Here is a 15674-nt window from a genome sequence, read left to right as displayed (position 1 = left end):
CCCTCGTCTCAGGCGGCGGACCACCCTCCCGGGTCCGCCGCCTTTCCCATGGCGCGGTTCTTCTCGCGTGCGCTAGTGGACCTCGACGGTGGTGCCGAGGGTGTTGGCGGGAAGGGTCTGCAGCCAGTAGCCGGGACAGGCGTCGGCAAAGGCGGACGCCACCCTCGCCGCCGCGGCGTCCCCGTCCGCGACGGCTATCATCGTTGACCCCGAGCCGGAGATGAAAAACGCGCACGCGCCCGCCTCGAGCGCGGCGGAGCGCAGGGTCTCGTAGTCGGGGATCAGCTTTGCGCGGTACGGCTCGTGCAGGCGGTCGTGGCAGGCGGGGGGGAGAAGGCCGGCGGCGCCGAGCTCGAGCGCCCCCACCATGGCTACGCAGCGGCCCATCTGCCAGACGGCCGTCTCGCGCGAGACCTCCTCGGGCAGGACGCGACGCGCGTCGGCGGTGCGGACCTCGTACGGGGGCGCAATGGCAACGAAGCGCAGGTTACCGGCAACGTCCATCCGCGTCGAGGTGGTCAGGTCCCCGTCGACGAAGGAGCTCACGAGCCCGCCGAGGAGCGCCGGGGCAACGTTGTCGGGGTGGCCCTCCATGGCGACGGCGAGCTCGAGGGCCCTCTCGCGCGAGAAGCCCCCGCCCGAGAGGGCCATGGCCGCCCCGACGCCGGCGATCACGCAGGCGGAGCTTGAGCCAAGGCCGCCCGAGAGCGGGATCGGCGAGAGGATCGTTATGTGCAGGGGCACGGCGTCCGTTCCGAGCCGCCCGCACGCGTCGAGGTAGCTCTGCCAGACGAGGTTGTCCTCGCCGCGGAAGCGCTCCTCGCACCCCACGACCTCGAGCCGCTCGGAGGGCGTCATGAGAAACGTCGCCGTGAGGTCGAGCGCGAGCCCGAGGCAGTCAAAGCCCACGCCAACGTTGGCCGAGGTGGCCGGCACGCGGACGATGACCATGGGCCGCTCGCGGCCGTCGGCACCGATCACAGGAACACCCGCGCGCAGGCGGACTCGACGAAGGCGCCCATGCGCTCGCGGTCGCAGACGTCATCGTGCAGGATGGGGTCAGCCCGCAGGCCGGAGAGCTGTGCCGGCGCAACGGTGTCCGTGAGGCGCTCGAGGGCGTCCATGCAGGCGAACCCGTTCATGCCGTCGGTGACCTCGCCGAGGGCGGAGAGGACGTCCGCGCAGAACTTGTACGGGCTCGCCGTGGAGAGGCAGACGCGCGCAGAGCCGTCGTCGGGCGTGGCGTCGAGCACGTGCTTTGCCACTGCGGTGTGCGGGTCAATGAGGACGCCGAGCTCGTCCCAGGTCGAGCGGATCGTCTCGCGCGTGTCGGCGTCGTCGGCGCGGCCGCAGCAGAACACGGAGCGAATCTCGTCCATGACGCGGTCGGGCACGGTGTAGACGCCCTTCTCCGCGAGGTCGCCCATGAGGGAGGACACGAGCTCGCAGTCGCCGTCGGAGGCGAAGTACAGCAGGCGCTCCAGGTTGGAGGACACGAGGATGTCCATCGAGGGCGAGATGGTCTTGTGGAACGTGCGGCGGCGGTCGTAGGTGCCGGTGGTGAGGAAGTCCGTGAGGACGTCGTTGGCGTTGGACGCCACGATGAGGCGGCGCACGGGCAGGCCGAGGCGCCTGGCGTAGTAGCCGGCGAGGACGTCACCGAAGTTGCCGGTGGGCACGCAGAACGTGACCTCGTCGCCCGGAGTCACGGCGCCGGCGCGCACGAGCTGCGCATAGGAGTCGAAGTAGTAGGTGACCTGCGGCGCCAGGCGTCCCACGTTGATGGAGTTGGCGCTCGAGAGCACGACGCCGCCCTCGGCGAGGCGCGCCGCGAGCTCGCGGTCTGCGAAGATGCGCTTGACCTCGCCCTGGCAGTCGTCGAAGGTGCCGCGCACGGCGCAGACCGCAACGTTGCCGCCGAGCTGCGTCACCATCTGGAGGCGCTGGATGTCGGACACCTTGCCGTGCGGGTAGAAGACCGTCACGCCCGTGCCGTCGACGCCAGCGAAGCCGTCGAGCGCGGCCTTTCCAGTGTCGCCCGAGGTGGCGGTGACCACCATGATCTTCCGCCCGTCGTCCGCGCGCGCGACGCTCATGAGCTGCGGGAGCATCTGCAGCGCCACGTCCTTGAAGGCGCAGGTGGGCCCGTGGTAGAGCTCGAGCAGCCAGTCGGCGCCGAGCGGCGTGACGGGGCAGACGTCGGGCGCGTCCCACTGCGCGCCGTAGGCGGCCTCCACGCAGCCGGTGAGCTCGTCGGCCGTATAGTCTGGTAGGAGCGTCCCCAGGACGAGGCGGGCGGTCTCGCGGAAGCCCTGGCCGCAGACGACGTCCAGGCCCACGCTCTTCTCGCCGAGCCCGTCGGAGACGTAGAGGCCGCCGTCGGGCGCGATGCCCGCGAGGATTGCTTGCTTGCTTGTTACGGATTGCGCGCCCGAGCGCGTGCTGTGGTAGAACGGGGTCACTGTGGCTCCTTGCGTCCGAGGTACCCGTGCCTTGCCTGCAAGTATCATAGCCGCGGTGCGCGCTCCCGCCGCGCGTTGGATACACATTCGAAAGATTGGACGAGACGCATGAAGATCGCCCTCCTCGGCTTTGGCACGGTCGGCCGCGGCGTTGACCAGATCATCTCCGAGCGCGTGCCCGACGTTGAGGTCGCGCGCATCCTCGAGCTGCCCGATCGCCTCACCGACCCTCGGATGACCTCCAGCTATGACGACATCGTCGCCGACCCAGAGATCGGGCTCGTGGTGGAGTGCATGGGCGGCGTCGAGCCCGCCCGCACCTACATCATGGCGGCGCTCGAGGCGGGCAAGCACGTCGTGACCTCCAACAAGGCCGTCGTGGCGGCCCACTTCGCGGAGTTCGCCGCGGCGTCGGCGGCCTCGGGGGCGGGCCTCTACATCGAGGCGTCCGTCGGCGGCGGCATCCCCTGGATCGCGAGCGTCGAGAAGGTTCGGCGCATCGACGAGGTCACGTCGTTCTCCGGCATCATGAACGGGACGACCAACTACATCGTGGACGCCATGCGCCGCGAGGGGGCGGACTTCTTCGAGGTCCTGGCCGAGGCGCAGCGACTCGGCTACGCCGAGCGCGACCCCTCCGCCGACATCGACGGCATCGACGTGGCCAACAAGACCATCATCTCGGCCTCCGTGGCCTTTGACGTGGCATGCGAGAAGGACCTCCCGGTGACGGGCATCCGCAACCTCAGGAAGTCGGACCTCGACCTTTTGGCCGGGTGCGGCCGCACGGCCAAGCTCCTCGGGCGCGGCGTCTGCCGCGACGGGCGCTACGCCGCGGCGGTGGAGCCGGTCGCCGTCTCGCTCGACTCGCTCGAGGCGAGCGTGCCCTCGAACTTCAACCTCGTGACCCTTGACGCCACCACGGTGGGGGAGCTGCGCTTCTATGGCCAGGGCGCCGGCAGCCTCCCCACGGGCAACGCCATCGTCCAGGACGTGCTCGACTGCGTGCGCGGCGTCCGCCGGCCCGCCTACGACTTCTCGCGCGGCCTCGCGTGGGACCCGGAGCTGCTCCGCTCCGACCACGTGTTCCGCACCGAGGCCACGATCCCCGGCTCCGAGCCCTTCGCGCCCGGCGCCGTGGTCGCCCGCGACGTCACCGCCGCGGAGGCCCGCGCCCTTCTCGACGCCGCGCTCGAGGCCGACCCCACCACGTTCATGGCCGCCCTCGCCTGACCCCGATGTTGACAAAGGTGCCAGGGCAATTTGTCAGGTTGCCTAGGAAGGCAGGTTTCTCAGCATGATAAAGATCGCCAAGTTCGGCGGGTCCTCCGTCGCGTCCGCCGAGCAGTTCCGCAAGGTCAAGGCCATCGTCGAGGCGGACCCTGACCGCCGCTTCGTGGTGGTCTCCGCCGCCGGCAAGCGCTTCGACGGCGACAACAAGATCACCGACCTCCTGCTCCTCGTGAACGCGCACATCCAGTACCACGTGGACTGCACCGCGCTTCTCGCCGACATCGAGCAGCGCTTCGTGGAGATCGCCGACGAGCTGGGGCTCAAGTGGCCGGTGCACGAGAAGTTCGAGACGTTCGCCAGGAACATCAAGAAGCACTCGCCCGAGTACATCGTGGCGCGCGGCGAGTGGTTCACGGCGCACCTCATGGCGGAGTACCTGGACCTGCCCTTCGTCGACGCGGCCGACGTCGTGGTCTTCCACCACGACGGCAACGTTGACATGGAGCGCACCGCCGCCCGCCTCAAGGACGTCATGGTGCGCAAGGGCTGCTTCGTGCTGCCCGGCTTCTACGGCGCCACGGTGGACGGGCAGATCAAGCTCTTCCAGCGCGGCGGCGGCGACATCACGGGGGCAATCCTCGCGCGCTGCATCGACGCGGGCCTCTACGAGAACTGGACCGACGTCTCTGGCTTCCTCTCCGCCGACCCGCGCATCGTCGACCATCCGCGCTCCATCCGCCGCATCACCTTCGACGAGATGCGCGAGCTCTCCTACATGGGCGCCTCGGTCCTGCAGGAGGAGGCCATCTTCCCGGTGCGCGAGGTGAACATCCCCATCCAGATCAAGAACACCAACCGGCCGCAGGACGAGGGCACCATCATCCGCGAGAAGGCGCGCATCGGCGAGGACGAGCACCTCATCACCGGCATCGCCGGCAAGCGCGACTTCATCTCCGTGCACGTGAAGAAGGCGCACATGTCCGGCGAGGTGGGGTTCGTCCGTCGGGCGCTCTCGATCTTCGAGCGCTACGGCATCTCGGTGGAGCACATCCCCACCGGCGTCGACTCGTTCTCCGTGGTGGTGAACGGCGCCGACGTCAAGGACTCGATCTACTCCATCGTGACCGACATCCGCCGCGAGCTCGAGCCGGACGACATCACGATGGTCGACAAGCTCGCGCTGCTCTCCGTCGTGGGCCGCAACATGTCCAAGCGCTCCGGCACCTCGGGCAAGATCTTCGGCGCGCTCGGCGAGGCGGGCGTCAACATTCGCATGATCACGCAGAGCTCGCAGGAGATCTCCATCATCATGGGCGTCAACAACGAGGACTTCGACCGTGCCGTCCAGGTGATCTACGACCGCTTCGTCCGCGACGAGATGGTCACCACCAGCTAGCGTGCACGGTCCCCCTTGCACGCCCCGCACGCCCACTCGGCAGAAAGGAACCGCTATGAGCGAGAAGACCGTTGCCATCCTCGGCGCCACCGGCGTGGTGGGCCAGCAGATGCTCCAGTGCCTCGAGGAGCGCAGCTTCCCTGTGGGCAAGCTCGTGCCGCTGGCGAGCCAGCGCTCCGTTGACGCGGGCAAGACCGTGCGCTTTGCCGGCGAGGACGTGCCCGTGCGCCTGGCCGAGCCTGACGCCTTCGAGGGCGTTGACATCGTCCTCGGCGCGGCCGATGACGCCACGGCCCGCGCGCTCCTGCCGGAGGCCGTCCGCCGCGGTGCCGTGTGCGTGGACAACTCCCACGCCTTCCGCATGGACGCTGACGTGCCGCTCGTCGTGCCCGAGATCAACGCCGCCGACATCGCGGCCCACCACGGCATCATCGCCAACCCCAACTGCGCCACGATCATCGGCCTCGTGCCCGTGTGGCCGCTCCACCAGCTCGCGGGCGTGACGCGGCTCATCGTGTCCACCTACCAGGCGGCGTCTGGCGCCGGCAAGCCCGGCCTCGACGAGCTCGTGCGCGAGATCGGCTGCGTGGCGGCCGGCGAGCCCGTGGGGGAGACCGCGCCCTTCCAGTACCAGCTCGCTGAGAACCTCATCCCGCAGATCGGCGGCTTCAAGGACGAGGGCTACACCTCCGAGGAGCTCAAGATGCTCAACGAGGGCCGCAAGATCATGCACCTCCCCGAGCTGCGCGTGAACTGCACCTGCGTCCGCGTGCCGGTGGTGCGCTCGCACTCCGAGTCCATCACGGCCGAGTTCGAGCGGCCGCTCTCCGTGGAGGAGGCGCGCGCCGCGCTCGAGGCGGCCCCGGGTGTGAAGGTCGTGGACGACCCCGCGTCGAGCCGCTACCCCATGCCGCTTGAGACCTCCGACCAGGACCTCATCTACGTCGGCCGCATCCGCCGCGACCTCTCCGCGCCCGAGGGCGCAAGCGCGCTCACGTTCTGGTGCTGCGGCGACCAGATTCGCAAGGGCGCGGCCACGAACGCCGTTCAGATTGCGGAGTACCTGGTCTAGCAGGGGAGAATAACGCGCGGGGCGAGAAGGACGGGCGGCTTCCGCGGCGCGTCCTTCTCGCCCCGCCGCACGGGCGCGCCGCGTGGGCGCGCTTCTGAGGGAGGTCTCGCCATGGCGCTTCTCGCACGCTATCACCTGCCCGGGCTCGTCGTGGAGGACCGCTCCTGCGAGGTCCCGCTCGACTGGTCGGGCCGTCGCTTCCCCGGCCGCTCGACCAGCCTCTTCTACCGCGTGCTCTGCTCGCCCGAGAACGCGGGCCGCGACCTTCCATATCTCGTGTTCCTCCAGGGCGGGCCCGGCGGGGCGTGCCCGCGGCCCACCTCGCCGACGAGCGACGGCTGGGTCGAGGAGGCCGTCCGCCACTTTCGCGTGATCCTTCCCGACCAGCGCGGCACCGGCCGCTCCGGGCGCGTTGACGGCTCCGTCGTCGCGCGCGAGGGCGACGCCCGCGCGCAGGCGGCGTTCCTGCGCTGCTTTCTCGCCGACTCGATCGTGCGCGACCTCGAGCACCTGCGGGTGCGCGAGCTCGGCGGCGCGCGCTGGGTGACGCTCGGCCAGAGCTACGGCGGCTTTCTCACCCTCGCGTACCTCTCGGCCTTCCCCGGCGCGGCGCGGGCGAGCTTCGTCTGCGGCGGCATCCCGCACGTGCCCGCGAGCGCGGACGAGGTCTACGCGCGCACCTTCCCGCGCATGGCCGCCAAGACGCGCCTCCTCTACGAGCGCTACCCGCAGGACGAGGAGCGCCTCTCGCTGCTTGCCGATCGCGCCGCCGCAGGTGACCTCACGCTGCCCGACGGCTCCCCGCTCACGGTCAGGCGACTCCAGTCGCTCGGCCAGGGGCTGGGGATGAAGCCCGGCCACGAGCGGCTGCACAACCTGCTTGACCTCGCGTTTGCCGCAGGAGATGGCAGCGCTGCGGCCGCGCTCGACGCGGCGGGCGGGGACCCCGCGCGCGTTGAGGTGTCGCCGGCGTTCCTCGCGGGCGTCTGGTCCGCGACCAACGTCGTGGCGAACCCGCTCTACTGGGTGCTTCAGGAGCTCATCTACGCGGACGGCGAGCTCGAGCGGCCGGTCGCGTGGGCCGCGGAGCGCGCCCTGCGGGGTCGCCCGGAGTTCTCGCCCGACGCCCGCCCGCTCATGCTCACCGGAGAGGCGTGCTTCCCGTGGATGTTCGAGGAGATGCCGGAGCTTCGCCCCTTCGCGGGCGCGATGGGCGCCCTCATGGGGGAGACCTCGTTCGGGCGGCTCTACGACCCGGAGGTCCTTCTCGCCAACGAGACGCCGCTCCAGGCCGCCGTCTACTACGACGACCTCTACGTGGATGCGGGCCTGCAGCTGGACACGCTCTCGCGCGTGGGCGCGAGCCACGCCTGGGTGACCAACGAGTTCGAGCACGACGGCGTGCACGGCAGCCAGGTGTTCGGGCGCCTGCTGGAGATGGCCCGCGACCGCGGCGACCTGGACGGCGTGCTGTAGGGGCGCGCGGTCACTCGCCGGTCCCCCTTCAGCTTCCTGGCGCCCTTTCGCCCCTGCCACCTCCGTTGCCCCTGTCACCCCTGTTGTCCCTGTCGCCCCTGTCGCCCCTTCGGCTTAGGTGAGCAAATTGATCTAACTTCCGACCCCCTCTTTGCTTAGGTGAGTCACGTTTTCCCAGGTTCTCGGGGCCCAGACCCCTTAGGTGAGCAGTGTTGGTTCAAGATTTGTGCTCACCTAAGGAAGGAGGGGAGCTGGGACGCGTGGCGAGAAGGACGCGCGGCAGAAGGACGCGCGGCGAGAAGGACGCGCGGCGAGAAGGACCGCCCGCTAGAACCCCGCCAGCACCTCGGACGTGAGGCGATCCGCCACGGCGACGGCCACCTCGGCCGCGGCGCGCACGTCGTCGACGCGGCAGATCGCCGTCCCGGCGTGCACGTAGCGACACGGCACGCCCGCCACCACGCAGGGGACGTCGAGCTGGTGCACGGGCCCGCCATCGGTGCCGCCGCCCTCGCGTACGGAGGTCTGCGCGGCAATCCCCACCTCGGACGCCACGCCAAGAACGAAGCGCTGGTAGCGCGGGTGCGTGATCATGTAGCGGTCGAAGTAGCGAAACATCGGGCCTCGGCCCAGTGCGGCCTGCACCTCGTCGGGCGGGCAGAACGTGTCGTCCGCGGGGCAGCCCTCGAAGAGGAACGCCGCGGCGGGCGAGAAGCGCCGCGCGGCCGCGGCCACCCCGCGCTCGCCGACCTCCTCCTGCGCGGAGATCGAGGCCACCACGTCGACGGGCAGGTCGTCGCGGCGTGAGAGCTCGCGCAGGGCGAGCAGCATCGCGCACACGCCCGCGCGGCAGTCGAACGCCTTGCCAAAGGCCACCCCGCGCGCCGCGTCGTAGGCAAACGTCGTGTCCGGCACGATCGGCTCGCCCATGCCCATGTGGAACGCGTTGACCGCGTCCTCGTACGAGCGCGCGCCAACGTCCAGGATGAGGGCGGTCCTTCCCGAGGCGCGCTCGGCCTCGCTCAGGAAGTGCGGCGGCTTCACGCCCACCACGCCGCGCACCCAGGAGCCGTCGGTCGCGCGCACCCACACGCCCTGGCCGGCGAGCGTCCCTGGCGTGAAGCGGCCCAGCTCGACAAAGCTCATCGTGCCGTTGGAGAGCACGGCCTTGACCATGCCGCCCACCTCGTCCCCGTGGGCGTCCAGCATGAGGACGGGCTTCTCCCCGGTGAAGTTGCGCGGCGTGATGAGGCCGTCGCGCAGCGTGTTCTCCTCGAAGCTCGCCCAGCCCTCGCAGAACGCGCGCGCCACGGCGAGCGCCTCGTCCTCGAAGCCGGATGGCGCCTTCGCGTTGGAGAGCGCGCCGAGAAGCGCCACGAGCTCGTCGTTGCTGACGTCCATGCGTATCCTTCCGCCATGTGCAAAAGGGACAGTCACTTTTGCACGCTTTTCCACGTCGGGCGACGGCGTGTCGGGCCAGCGAGGGCCGTCGCTTCCGACCGTGACCCACAGTATAATCTGGCGCAGTCCCTCCGTCGGGGTGTGCGCGGAATGCGGCGAATAGCTCTGGGGGGACGGTCGGTCCGGCTTCTCGGGGAGGGGCTCGCTCACATTGAGGAGGTCATCTCGTCGGCCTCGAACCTTGCTCTCGAGTTTGCCGCTGACGGGGGTTCGAGAATGCCTCGGGAATATAGGATTGACTCGTGTTGACTGTTGCGAGGCGAGAAGAACGGAGGCTCGATGAGCGCTGGCATGCCCGGCTGGGCCGCGTGGGGGAGCCTCGCGGAGGAGGAGCTCGCCAGCGAGGCTGAGGCGCTGCTGCGCGAGAGCCGGCGCGCGCCGGTGGACCGAAGGCGCGTGGAGAGGCTGCTCGAGCTCTACGGGCAGCGCTACGACACGCTGCCGGCGCGCATCCGGCGCATCGTGGGGGAGATCGAGGTCGAGGACTGAGGGGCTGTGCAAAGGGGACAGGCACTTTTGCACGCATGCCCGTGCAAAAGTGCCTGTCCCCTTTGCACGGCGGGACCGTCCGCGGAGGAGAGCGTGCGCAACCGCTCGCGTTCTCGTTATGATGGATAACGTTGACAATTGCTGTCCGGTCCCGATACGTAGTTTTCAGGGTTCCGGCAACGCTGTGCGGTATGGGAGCTAACAGATGATCCTGCTTACGGTCGAGAAAAACGTTCGGGGGGGGGGTTCTCCGAGTAGGAGCGCCAGTCTAGTCCCGCATGTCCCGCTATGCCGCTCCGAGGGGGTGGCGTAGCGAATGGACAACGCCTTTTTTGACAACAAGACCAGCGTTCTCAAAGATGACCTCGTCAAGGTAATAAAAGAAGGAGATACCGTCTCCGTTGCGGCCTCGGTATTCTCGATGTATGCCTTCAACGAGCTTCGTGAGCAGCTTGAGTCGCTAGACGAGTTTCGGTTCATCTATACCGAGCCGACCTTTGCCAAAGAACGCGCCAAGAAGGAGCAGCGCGAGTTCTACATCCCGCGCCTTTCGCGTGAGCAGGGGCTCTACGGCACAGAGTTTGAAATCAAGCTTCGCAACGAGCTCACGCAGAAGGCCGTTGCGTCTGAATGTGCGAGCTGGATTAGAGAGAAGGCTCGCTTCAGGTCCGCAACAGCCGGTCAGGCACCCGTGGCGCCCGCTCTGACTGTGAGCGGAAAGGAAGACGCCTCTACCTATATGCCCTTCCAGCGCTTTACGGTAGGGGAGCTTGGGGTGGGCGACCATCCAACCGTGACGGGCGTGTCACGTCTCGACACCTCGACGTCTCGACAGTTCCTCGCCATGTTCAATCAGGCATGGGAAAACGGAGGGCTGGAGGACGTCACGGATACAGTTGTGGACAACATTCAGGCAATGTATCGGGAGAATGCGCCCGAGCTCATCTACTATGCGGCGCTTTATCGAATCTTCCACGAGTTCCTCGACGACGTATCGGTGGACAACCTTCCCAAGGAGGGAACGGGATTCCGCGAAAGCGCCATCTGGAACCTCCTCTATGACTTCCAAAGAGACGCGGTTCTTGCCATCATCAACAAGCTCCAGACCTATGACGGCTGCATCCTCGCCGACAGCGTGGGCCTTGGCAAGACGTTCACGGCGCTTGCTGTCATCAAGTACTACGAGTCGCTCAACCGCAACGTGCTCGTCCTTTGTCCCAAGAAGCTTTCGGATAACTGGACGATGTACCGCAACAACCAGGTCAACAATCCCATAGTCAGCGATCGCCTCCGCTATGACGTGCTCTATCACACCGACCTCTCACGCAAGCGGGGCAAGACCGTCACGGGCATGGACTTGGAGACAATCAACTGGGGAGGATATGACCTCGTCGTCATCGATGAGTCTCACAACTTCCGCAACGGTGAGGACACGGCAACCGCGGCAAAGGACGACGGGACCGGTGGTACCGAGAACCGCTATCAGCGTCTGATCAACCACGTCATTCGCGGTGGAGTCCCTACCAAGGTGCTCATGCTCTCCGCTACTCCCGTCAACAACCGTTTCCGGGACCTGCGCAACCAGCTGAGGCTTGCCTATCAGGGAGATCCGGCTGGGTGGTCGGAGAAGCTGGGGCTCTCTTCCAACATCGAGGACGTGTTCAAGAGCGCCCAGGGCGCCTTCACGGTCTGGTCCAAGCTTCCCGCCGAGGAGCGCAGCACCGAGGCGCTCACCGACTCGCTCGACTTCGACTTCTTCAAGGTTCTCGATCAGGTGACGGTTGCACGCTCGCGCAAGCATATCCAGCGCTACTACGACGTGAGCGCCATCGGCCCGTTCCCGCGTCGCAACGACCCCATCTCCATCTATCCCAAACTGTCCACGCTGCCCAACAGCACTACGTACAGCGAGATTGCAAACTCGCTTGACCTGCTCAAGCTTGCGGTCTACATCCCTTCGCACTATCTGCTGCCTTCGGTTCGGGGCAAGTACGAGGACAAGAACGGCAACCTCACCACAAGCGGTCGCGAGACGGGTGTCCGCAAGCTCATGGCAGCCAACCTGCTCAAGCGCCTCGAGAGCTCCGTCTCGTCGTTCAGGCTCACACTCGAGCGCGTCTTCTCCGTAATGAATCAGTGCCTCAACACCATCGAGGTGTTCAAGGCCGAGGGCGCTGTCTCCAAGAGTATCGATGCGTCCTCTTATGGCAAAGACTTTGACCTTGACTACGAGGATGCCGACTTCATGGACTTCTCCGTGGGCGGCAAGACGCAGTTCGACCTTCGTGACCTTGACTGGAAGAGCTGGGAGAAGGACGTTCGTGATGATGCCCAGACCATCGAGGGCCTGCTCGAGATGATTTGCGGCATCGATGCCGAGCATGACGACAAGCTCCTGCGTCTTGAGCGGCTCATTGCCGAGAAGGTCGAGAACCCCATTAACCCGGGCAACAAGAAGGTCATCGTCTTCACCGCCTTCGCTGACACCGCGAACTACCTCTATGAGCATGTTTCCGAGTTTGCATCTCGCGAGCTGGGGCTGGGAGTCGCAGAGGTCACGGGATCGGGTGGCGGAAAGACCAACGTTGACGGGGTTCGCGGTGACCTCTCCGAGATCCTCACCTGCTTCTCACCCGTCTCCAAGGACCGCGACAAGGTCTACCCGCGTCTGCGCGGCAAGGACATCGACATCCTCATCGCCACGGACTGCATCTCCGAGGGCCAGAACCTCCAGGACTGCGACTATCTTGTGAACTACGACATCCATTGGAACCCGGTGCGCATCGTCCAGCGCTTCGGCCGTGTTGACCGCATCGGTTCCAAGAACGACGTGATTCAGCTCGTCAACTTCTGGCCGGATGAAGACCTTGATCACTACATCAACCTAAAGGCGCGCGTCGAGAACCGCATGCACGCCGTCGTCATGACTTCGACCGGCGATGACGACTACATCAACGAGGAAGAGAAGGGTGACCTCGAATATCGCAAGCAGCAGCTCGAGCAGATGAAGCACGAGGTCGTGGACCTCGAGGACGTCTCGGGCGGCGTCTCCATCACCGACCTTGGCCTCAACGACTTCCGTATGGACCTGGTCTCCTACTACCAGGAGAACCCGAACATCGACAGCGTTCCCACGGGCATCGATGCCGTGGTGGAGGGTGACGCGCCAGGCATCATCTTTGTGCTCCGCAACGTGAACCAGGAGCTTGACGCCAAGACGCGCAACCAGATTCACCCGTTCTACTTGGTATATGTGAGCGACGAGGGCGAGGTCGTTCATGGCTACCTCGATCCCAAGGAGTCTCTCGACGCCATGAGACGCCTGTGCAAGGGAAAGCCCGAGCCTGACGCAGCACTTTGCCGCGCCTACAACAAGGCTACGAAGAACGGGCGAGACATGCGCGCCGCATCGGGCCTGTTGCGCAGCGCCATCGAGTCGATCGTGGAGGAGAAGGCCGAGGCCGACCTCGACAGCTTCTTCTCCGGCGGCACCACAAGCTTCCTCGAGAACGACGTGGCGGGCCTCGATGACTTCGAGCTCGTCTGCTTCCTGGTGGTGAGGCCTCGTGCTTAACCTGCCGAGCACGGTGCTCGTCAACCGTGTGATGCCCAAGAAGGCGTTCTACGAGCACCTTAAGACGACGGCTGCCATCAAGGAGCAGTTCGTCCAGCAGATCGAGCGCATCGAGATGGTCGCCTCCGTCAAGGAGGCCAGCATCCACATCCCTGGCGACAAGGACGTGGCGGAGATAGACGTTCTCGCGCTCTACCTCAGGGGTGCCGATGTTCCCTACGAGGCAATCGAGTTGGTTGCCCGCTCGATACCCAATAAGCTGCTCTTCGTTTGTCTATCGGACGAGTCCTGCAAGCTGCTTGTCAGACGAGACCGCCTCTATGAGACGGAGTGGATGTCGACCGATGACACCAGGCTCGAGTTGGCAGGATCGACTTTAAGAGAGCTCTGGGATTCCATCGTGTCTCAGGTCGTTTTCGGTGACACCAACTCTGTGGACCTTGCCGGACGCCTCGAGCGCAAGAGGCGGAGCGAGGCGCTGCGGCTCGAGCTCGAGCAGGTGGAAAGAAAGCGCAGATCAGAAAAGCAAATTGCCAAGAGGAACGCTCTCTTCGATCGCAAGCGCGCGATCGAGGTGGAGCTGTCCCGTCTGGAGGGGGAGTCCTGATGGAGAAGCTGTCCCACGCCACCGAGAGCATCATCGGTGAGAACGTCGAGAGGCTTGCCGCGCTCTTCCCCGAGGTCGTGACCGAGGTCCGCGAGCCCGACGGGAGCCTCCGCCACACCATCGACGTCGACGCGCTGAAGGAGCGCGTGGGCGACGTCGCCGAGGGCCAGAGGGAGCGCTACCAGTTCACCTGGCCGGGCAAGCGCGAGGCCAAGCAGGAGGCTTACCGCCAGATCGACAAGTGCCTGCGCCCGTGCCCTGAGGAGAGCGTGAACTGGGACACGACCCAGAACCTCTACATCGAGGGCGACAACCTCGACGCGCTCAAGCTCCTGCGCAACACCTACGCCGGCAAGGTCAAAATGATCTACATCGACCCACCCTACAACACGGGGCACGACTTCATCTACGACGACGACTTTGCACGCTCGAAGGCCGACTACGACGCGGAGAGCGGCGACTACGATGAGGAGGGCGGACGCCTCGTTGCCAACCCCGAGTCCAACGGCCGCTTCCACTCCGACTGGTGCAGCATGATGTACCCGCGCCTGCTGCTCGCGAGGGATCTGTTGAGCGAGGACGGAGTTCTGTTCATATCAATTGATGATGTTGAACAAACAGATATAGCAAAGATTTGTAATGAATGTTTCGGAATGCAGAATCACATTGCAAATTTGATTTGGCAAAAGAAGTATACGCGCGCAAACGATGCAAAATTCTTCTCTGCCAACCATGACTTCATTCTCTGCTATTCCAGAAGTTCTGACAGATGTGTAATTGGCAAGTTGCCGCGGTCAGAGGAGATGAATCGCGCATACAAGAATCCAGATAACGATCCAAGGGGACCGTGGAAAGCAACCCCGCTCCATGCTCGAAGCGGGAAAGCAGGGGGCGTTTTTCAATACACCTTTTCGAATGGTTATGTTTGGAGCCCTCCGTCTGGCACATACCCACGTTATTCGGTTGCCAAATTAAGGGAGTTAGATGAGAGTGGAGAGATATGGTTTGGTAAAAATGGGGATGCAGTTCCATCGAGAAAAACTTATCTGACTTCTCTTGGAGATGATGGAGTGGTTCCTACGACCATCATTTCCTATAAGGAGGGTGGCGATAATCATCGCGCCGTGGAGGAAGTTAAAGGACTCTTCGAGGGGAAGAACCTCTTTTCTAGCCCAAAGCCCACGTCGTTGCTGAGGATGCTACAGCGCTTTGCTAATCTGGCTGGCGATTCTATCGTCCTCGACTTCTTCTCTGGCTCCGCTACGACCGCTCACGCCGTCATGCAGCTCAACGCCGAGGACGGCGGTAACCGTAAGTTCATCATGGTGCAGCTGCCAGAGGTCTGCGACGAGAAGTCCGAGGCGGCCAAGGCGGGCTACAAGAACATCTGCGAGATAGGTAAAGAGCGCATCCGCCGAGCGGGCAAGAAGATTGCTGCTGAGGTGGAGGAGTCCAACCGCCAGCTCAAGCTTGGCGAGGAGCCGAAGGGGGTCCCGGACATCGGCTTCCGCGTGCTCAAGATCGACTCCTCTAACTTCGAGGACGTTTCCGTGGAGCCGGGTGAGTTTTCCCAGGACGCAGTGCTCAGGTACGCCGACAACCTCAAGCTCGACCGAACTCCCGATGACCTCATCATTCAGGTGATGCTCAAGAAGCAAATTGAGCTCTCAGCGTCCATCGAGAAGCTCGACGTTGACGGCTGCACGGTCTTCTCGGTCGACGGAGGCCGCCTGATCGCCTGCTTCGACAGAGACGTCTCCGTCGAGGTTATGACGGCAATGGCCAAGATGGAGCCCGACTACGCGGTCATGCGTGACGCCTCCTTCACCGGTGACGACGCCGTCTCGAACTTTGCCGAGATCTTCAAGAACTACAGCTCCATTACCGAGGTCGAGGTGATCTAG

Annotated in this window: 11 protein-coding genes; 8 read left to right on the top strand and 3 right to left on the bottom strand. The window is 65.4% G+C overall.

The annotated features are described in order from the left end of the window. Positions 1-72: 72 nt before the first annotated feature. Both thrB and thrC read right to left on the bottom strand, forming a co-directional pair. Positions 73-981 carry a homoserine kinase gene (gene thrB / locus BQ7391_RS09475; RefSeq protein ID WP_235858658.1) on the bottom strand — a complete coding sequence of 303 codons (909 nt, stop codon included), beginning with the start codon at positions 979-981 and terminating at the stop codon, positions 73-75. Next, positions 978-2462: a threonine synthase gene (gene thrC / locus BQ7391_RS09470; protein WP_129583954.1), complete on the bottom strand. Its 1485-nt coding sequence runs from the start codon at positions 2460-2462 to the stop codon at positions 978-980. The genes thrB and thrC overlap by 4 nt, the downstream gene beginning before the upstream one ends. A gap of 108 nt (positions 2463-2570) precedes the next feature. Between thrC and BQ7391_RS09465 the strand changes: the two genes are divergently transcribed. The 4 genes from BQ7391_RS09465 to BQ7391_RS09450 all read left to right on the top strand — a co-directional run bounded on the left by BQ7391_RS09465 (position 2571) and on the right by BQ7391_RS09450 (position 7639). Further along, positions 2571-3695 carry a homoserine dehydrogenase gene (locus BQ7391_RS09465; protein WP_075280362.1) on the top strand — a complete coding sequence of 375 codons (1125 nt, stop codon included), beginning with the start codon at positions 2571-2573 and terminating at the stop codon, positions 3693-3695. A gap of 64 nt (positions 3696-3759) precedes the next feature. Then, positions 3760-5091 (top strand): aspartate kinase, encoded by a 1332-nt coding sequence (locus BQ7391_RS09460; protein ID WP_075280361.1) that lies wholly within the window; start codon positions 3760-3762, stop codon positions 5089-5091. 55 nt (positions 5092-5146) lie between these two features. Continuing rightward, complete coding sequence (locus tag BQ7391_RS09455) at positions 5147-6163, top strand: aspartate-semialdehyde dehydrogenase (RefSeq protein ID WP_075280360.1); 1017 nt, start codon at positions 5147-5149, stop codon at positions 6161-6163. Positions 6164-6274: 111 nt separating this feature from the next. Then, a complete protein-coding gene (locus BQ7391_RS09450; RefSeq protein WP_075280359.1) occupies positions 6275-7639 on the top strand; it encodes an alpha/beta fold hydrolase in 1365 nt (454 codons plus the stop codon). A 327-nt stretch (positions 7640-7966) separates the two neighbouring features. On the opposite strand, the gene BQ7391_RS09445 is transcribed toward BQ7391_RS09450, so the two are convergent. Further along, complete coding sequence (locus BQ7391_RS09445; RefSeq protein WP_075280358.1) at positions 7967-9040, bottom strand: M42 family metallopeptidase; 1074 nt, start codon at positions 9038-9040, stop codon at positions 7967-7969. Between the two features lie 339 nt (positions 9041-9379). Here BQ7391_RS09445 and BQ7391_RS09440 point away from each other — a divergent pair, with 339 nt between their 5' ends. The 4 genes from BQ7391_RS09440 to BQ7391_RS12530 all read left to right on the top strand — a co-directional run bounded on the left by BQ7391_RS09440 (position 9380) and on the right by BQ7391_RS12530 (position 15674). Continuing rightward, entirely contained in the window at positions 9380-9589 is a 210-nt protein-coding gene (locus BQ7391_RS09440; RefSeq protein WP_075280357.1) for a hypothetical protein, read from the top strand. Positions 9590-9905: 316 nt separating this feature from the next. Then, positions 9906-13163, top strand: a complete 3258-nt coding sequence (locus BQ7391_RS09435) for a helicase-related protein (RefSeq protein WP_075280356.1) — start codon at positions 9906-9908, stop codon at positions 13161-13163. Further along, the gene (locus BQ7391_RS09430) at positions 13156-13770 is read left to right on the top strand and encodes a DUF4391 domain-containing protein (protein WP_075280355.1); all 615 of its coding nucleotides are present in this window, start codon (positions 13156-13158) and stop codon (positions 13768-13770) included. Before BQ7391_RS09435 ends, BQ7391_RS09430 begins: the two co-directional genes overlap by 8 nt. Next, on the top strand, positions 13770-15674 hold the full coding sequence (locus tag BQ7391_RS12530) for a site-specific DNA-methyltransferase (RefSeq protein WP_075280354.1): 1905 nt from the start codon (positions 13770-13772) through the stop codon (positions 15672-15674). Before BQ7391_RS09430 ends, BQ7391_RS12530 begins: the two co-directional genes overlap by 1 nt.

The sequence above is a fragment of the Thermophilibacter provencensis genome, assembly GCF_900128445.1.
Lineage (GTDB): Bacteria > Actinomycetota > Coriobacteriia > Coriobacteriales > Atopobiaceae > Thermophilibacter > Thermophilibacter provencensis.
This window is presented reverse-complemented; position numbering and strand designations above follow the sequence as displayed.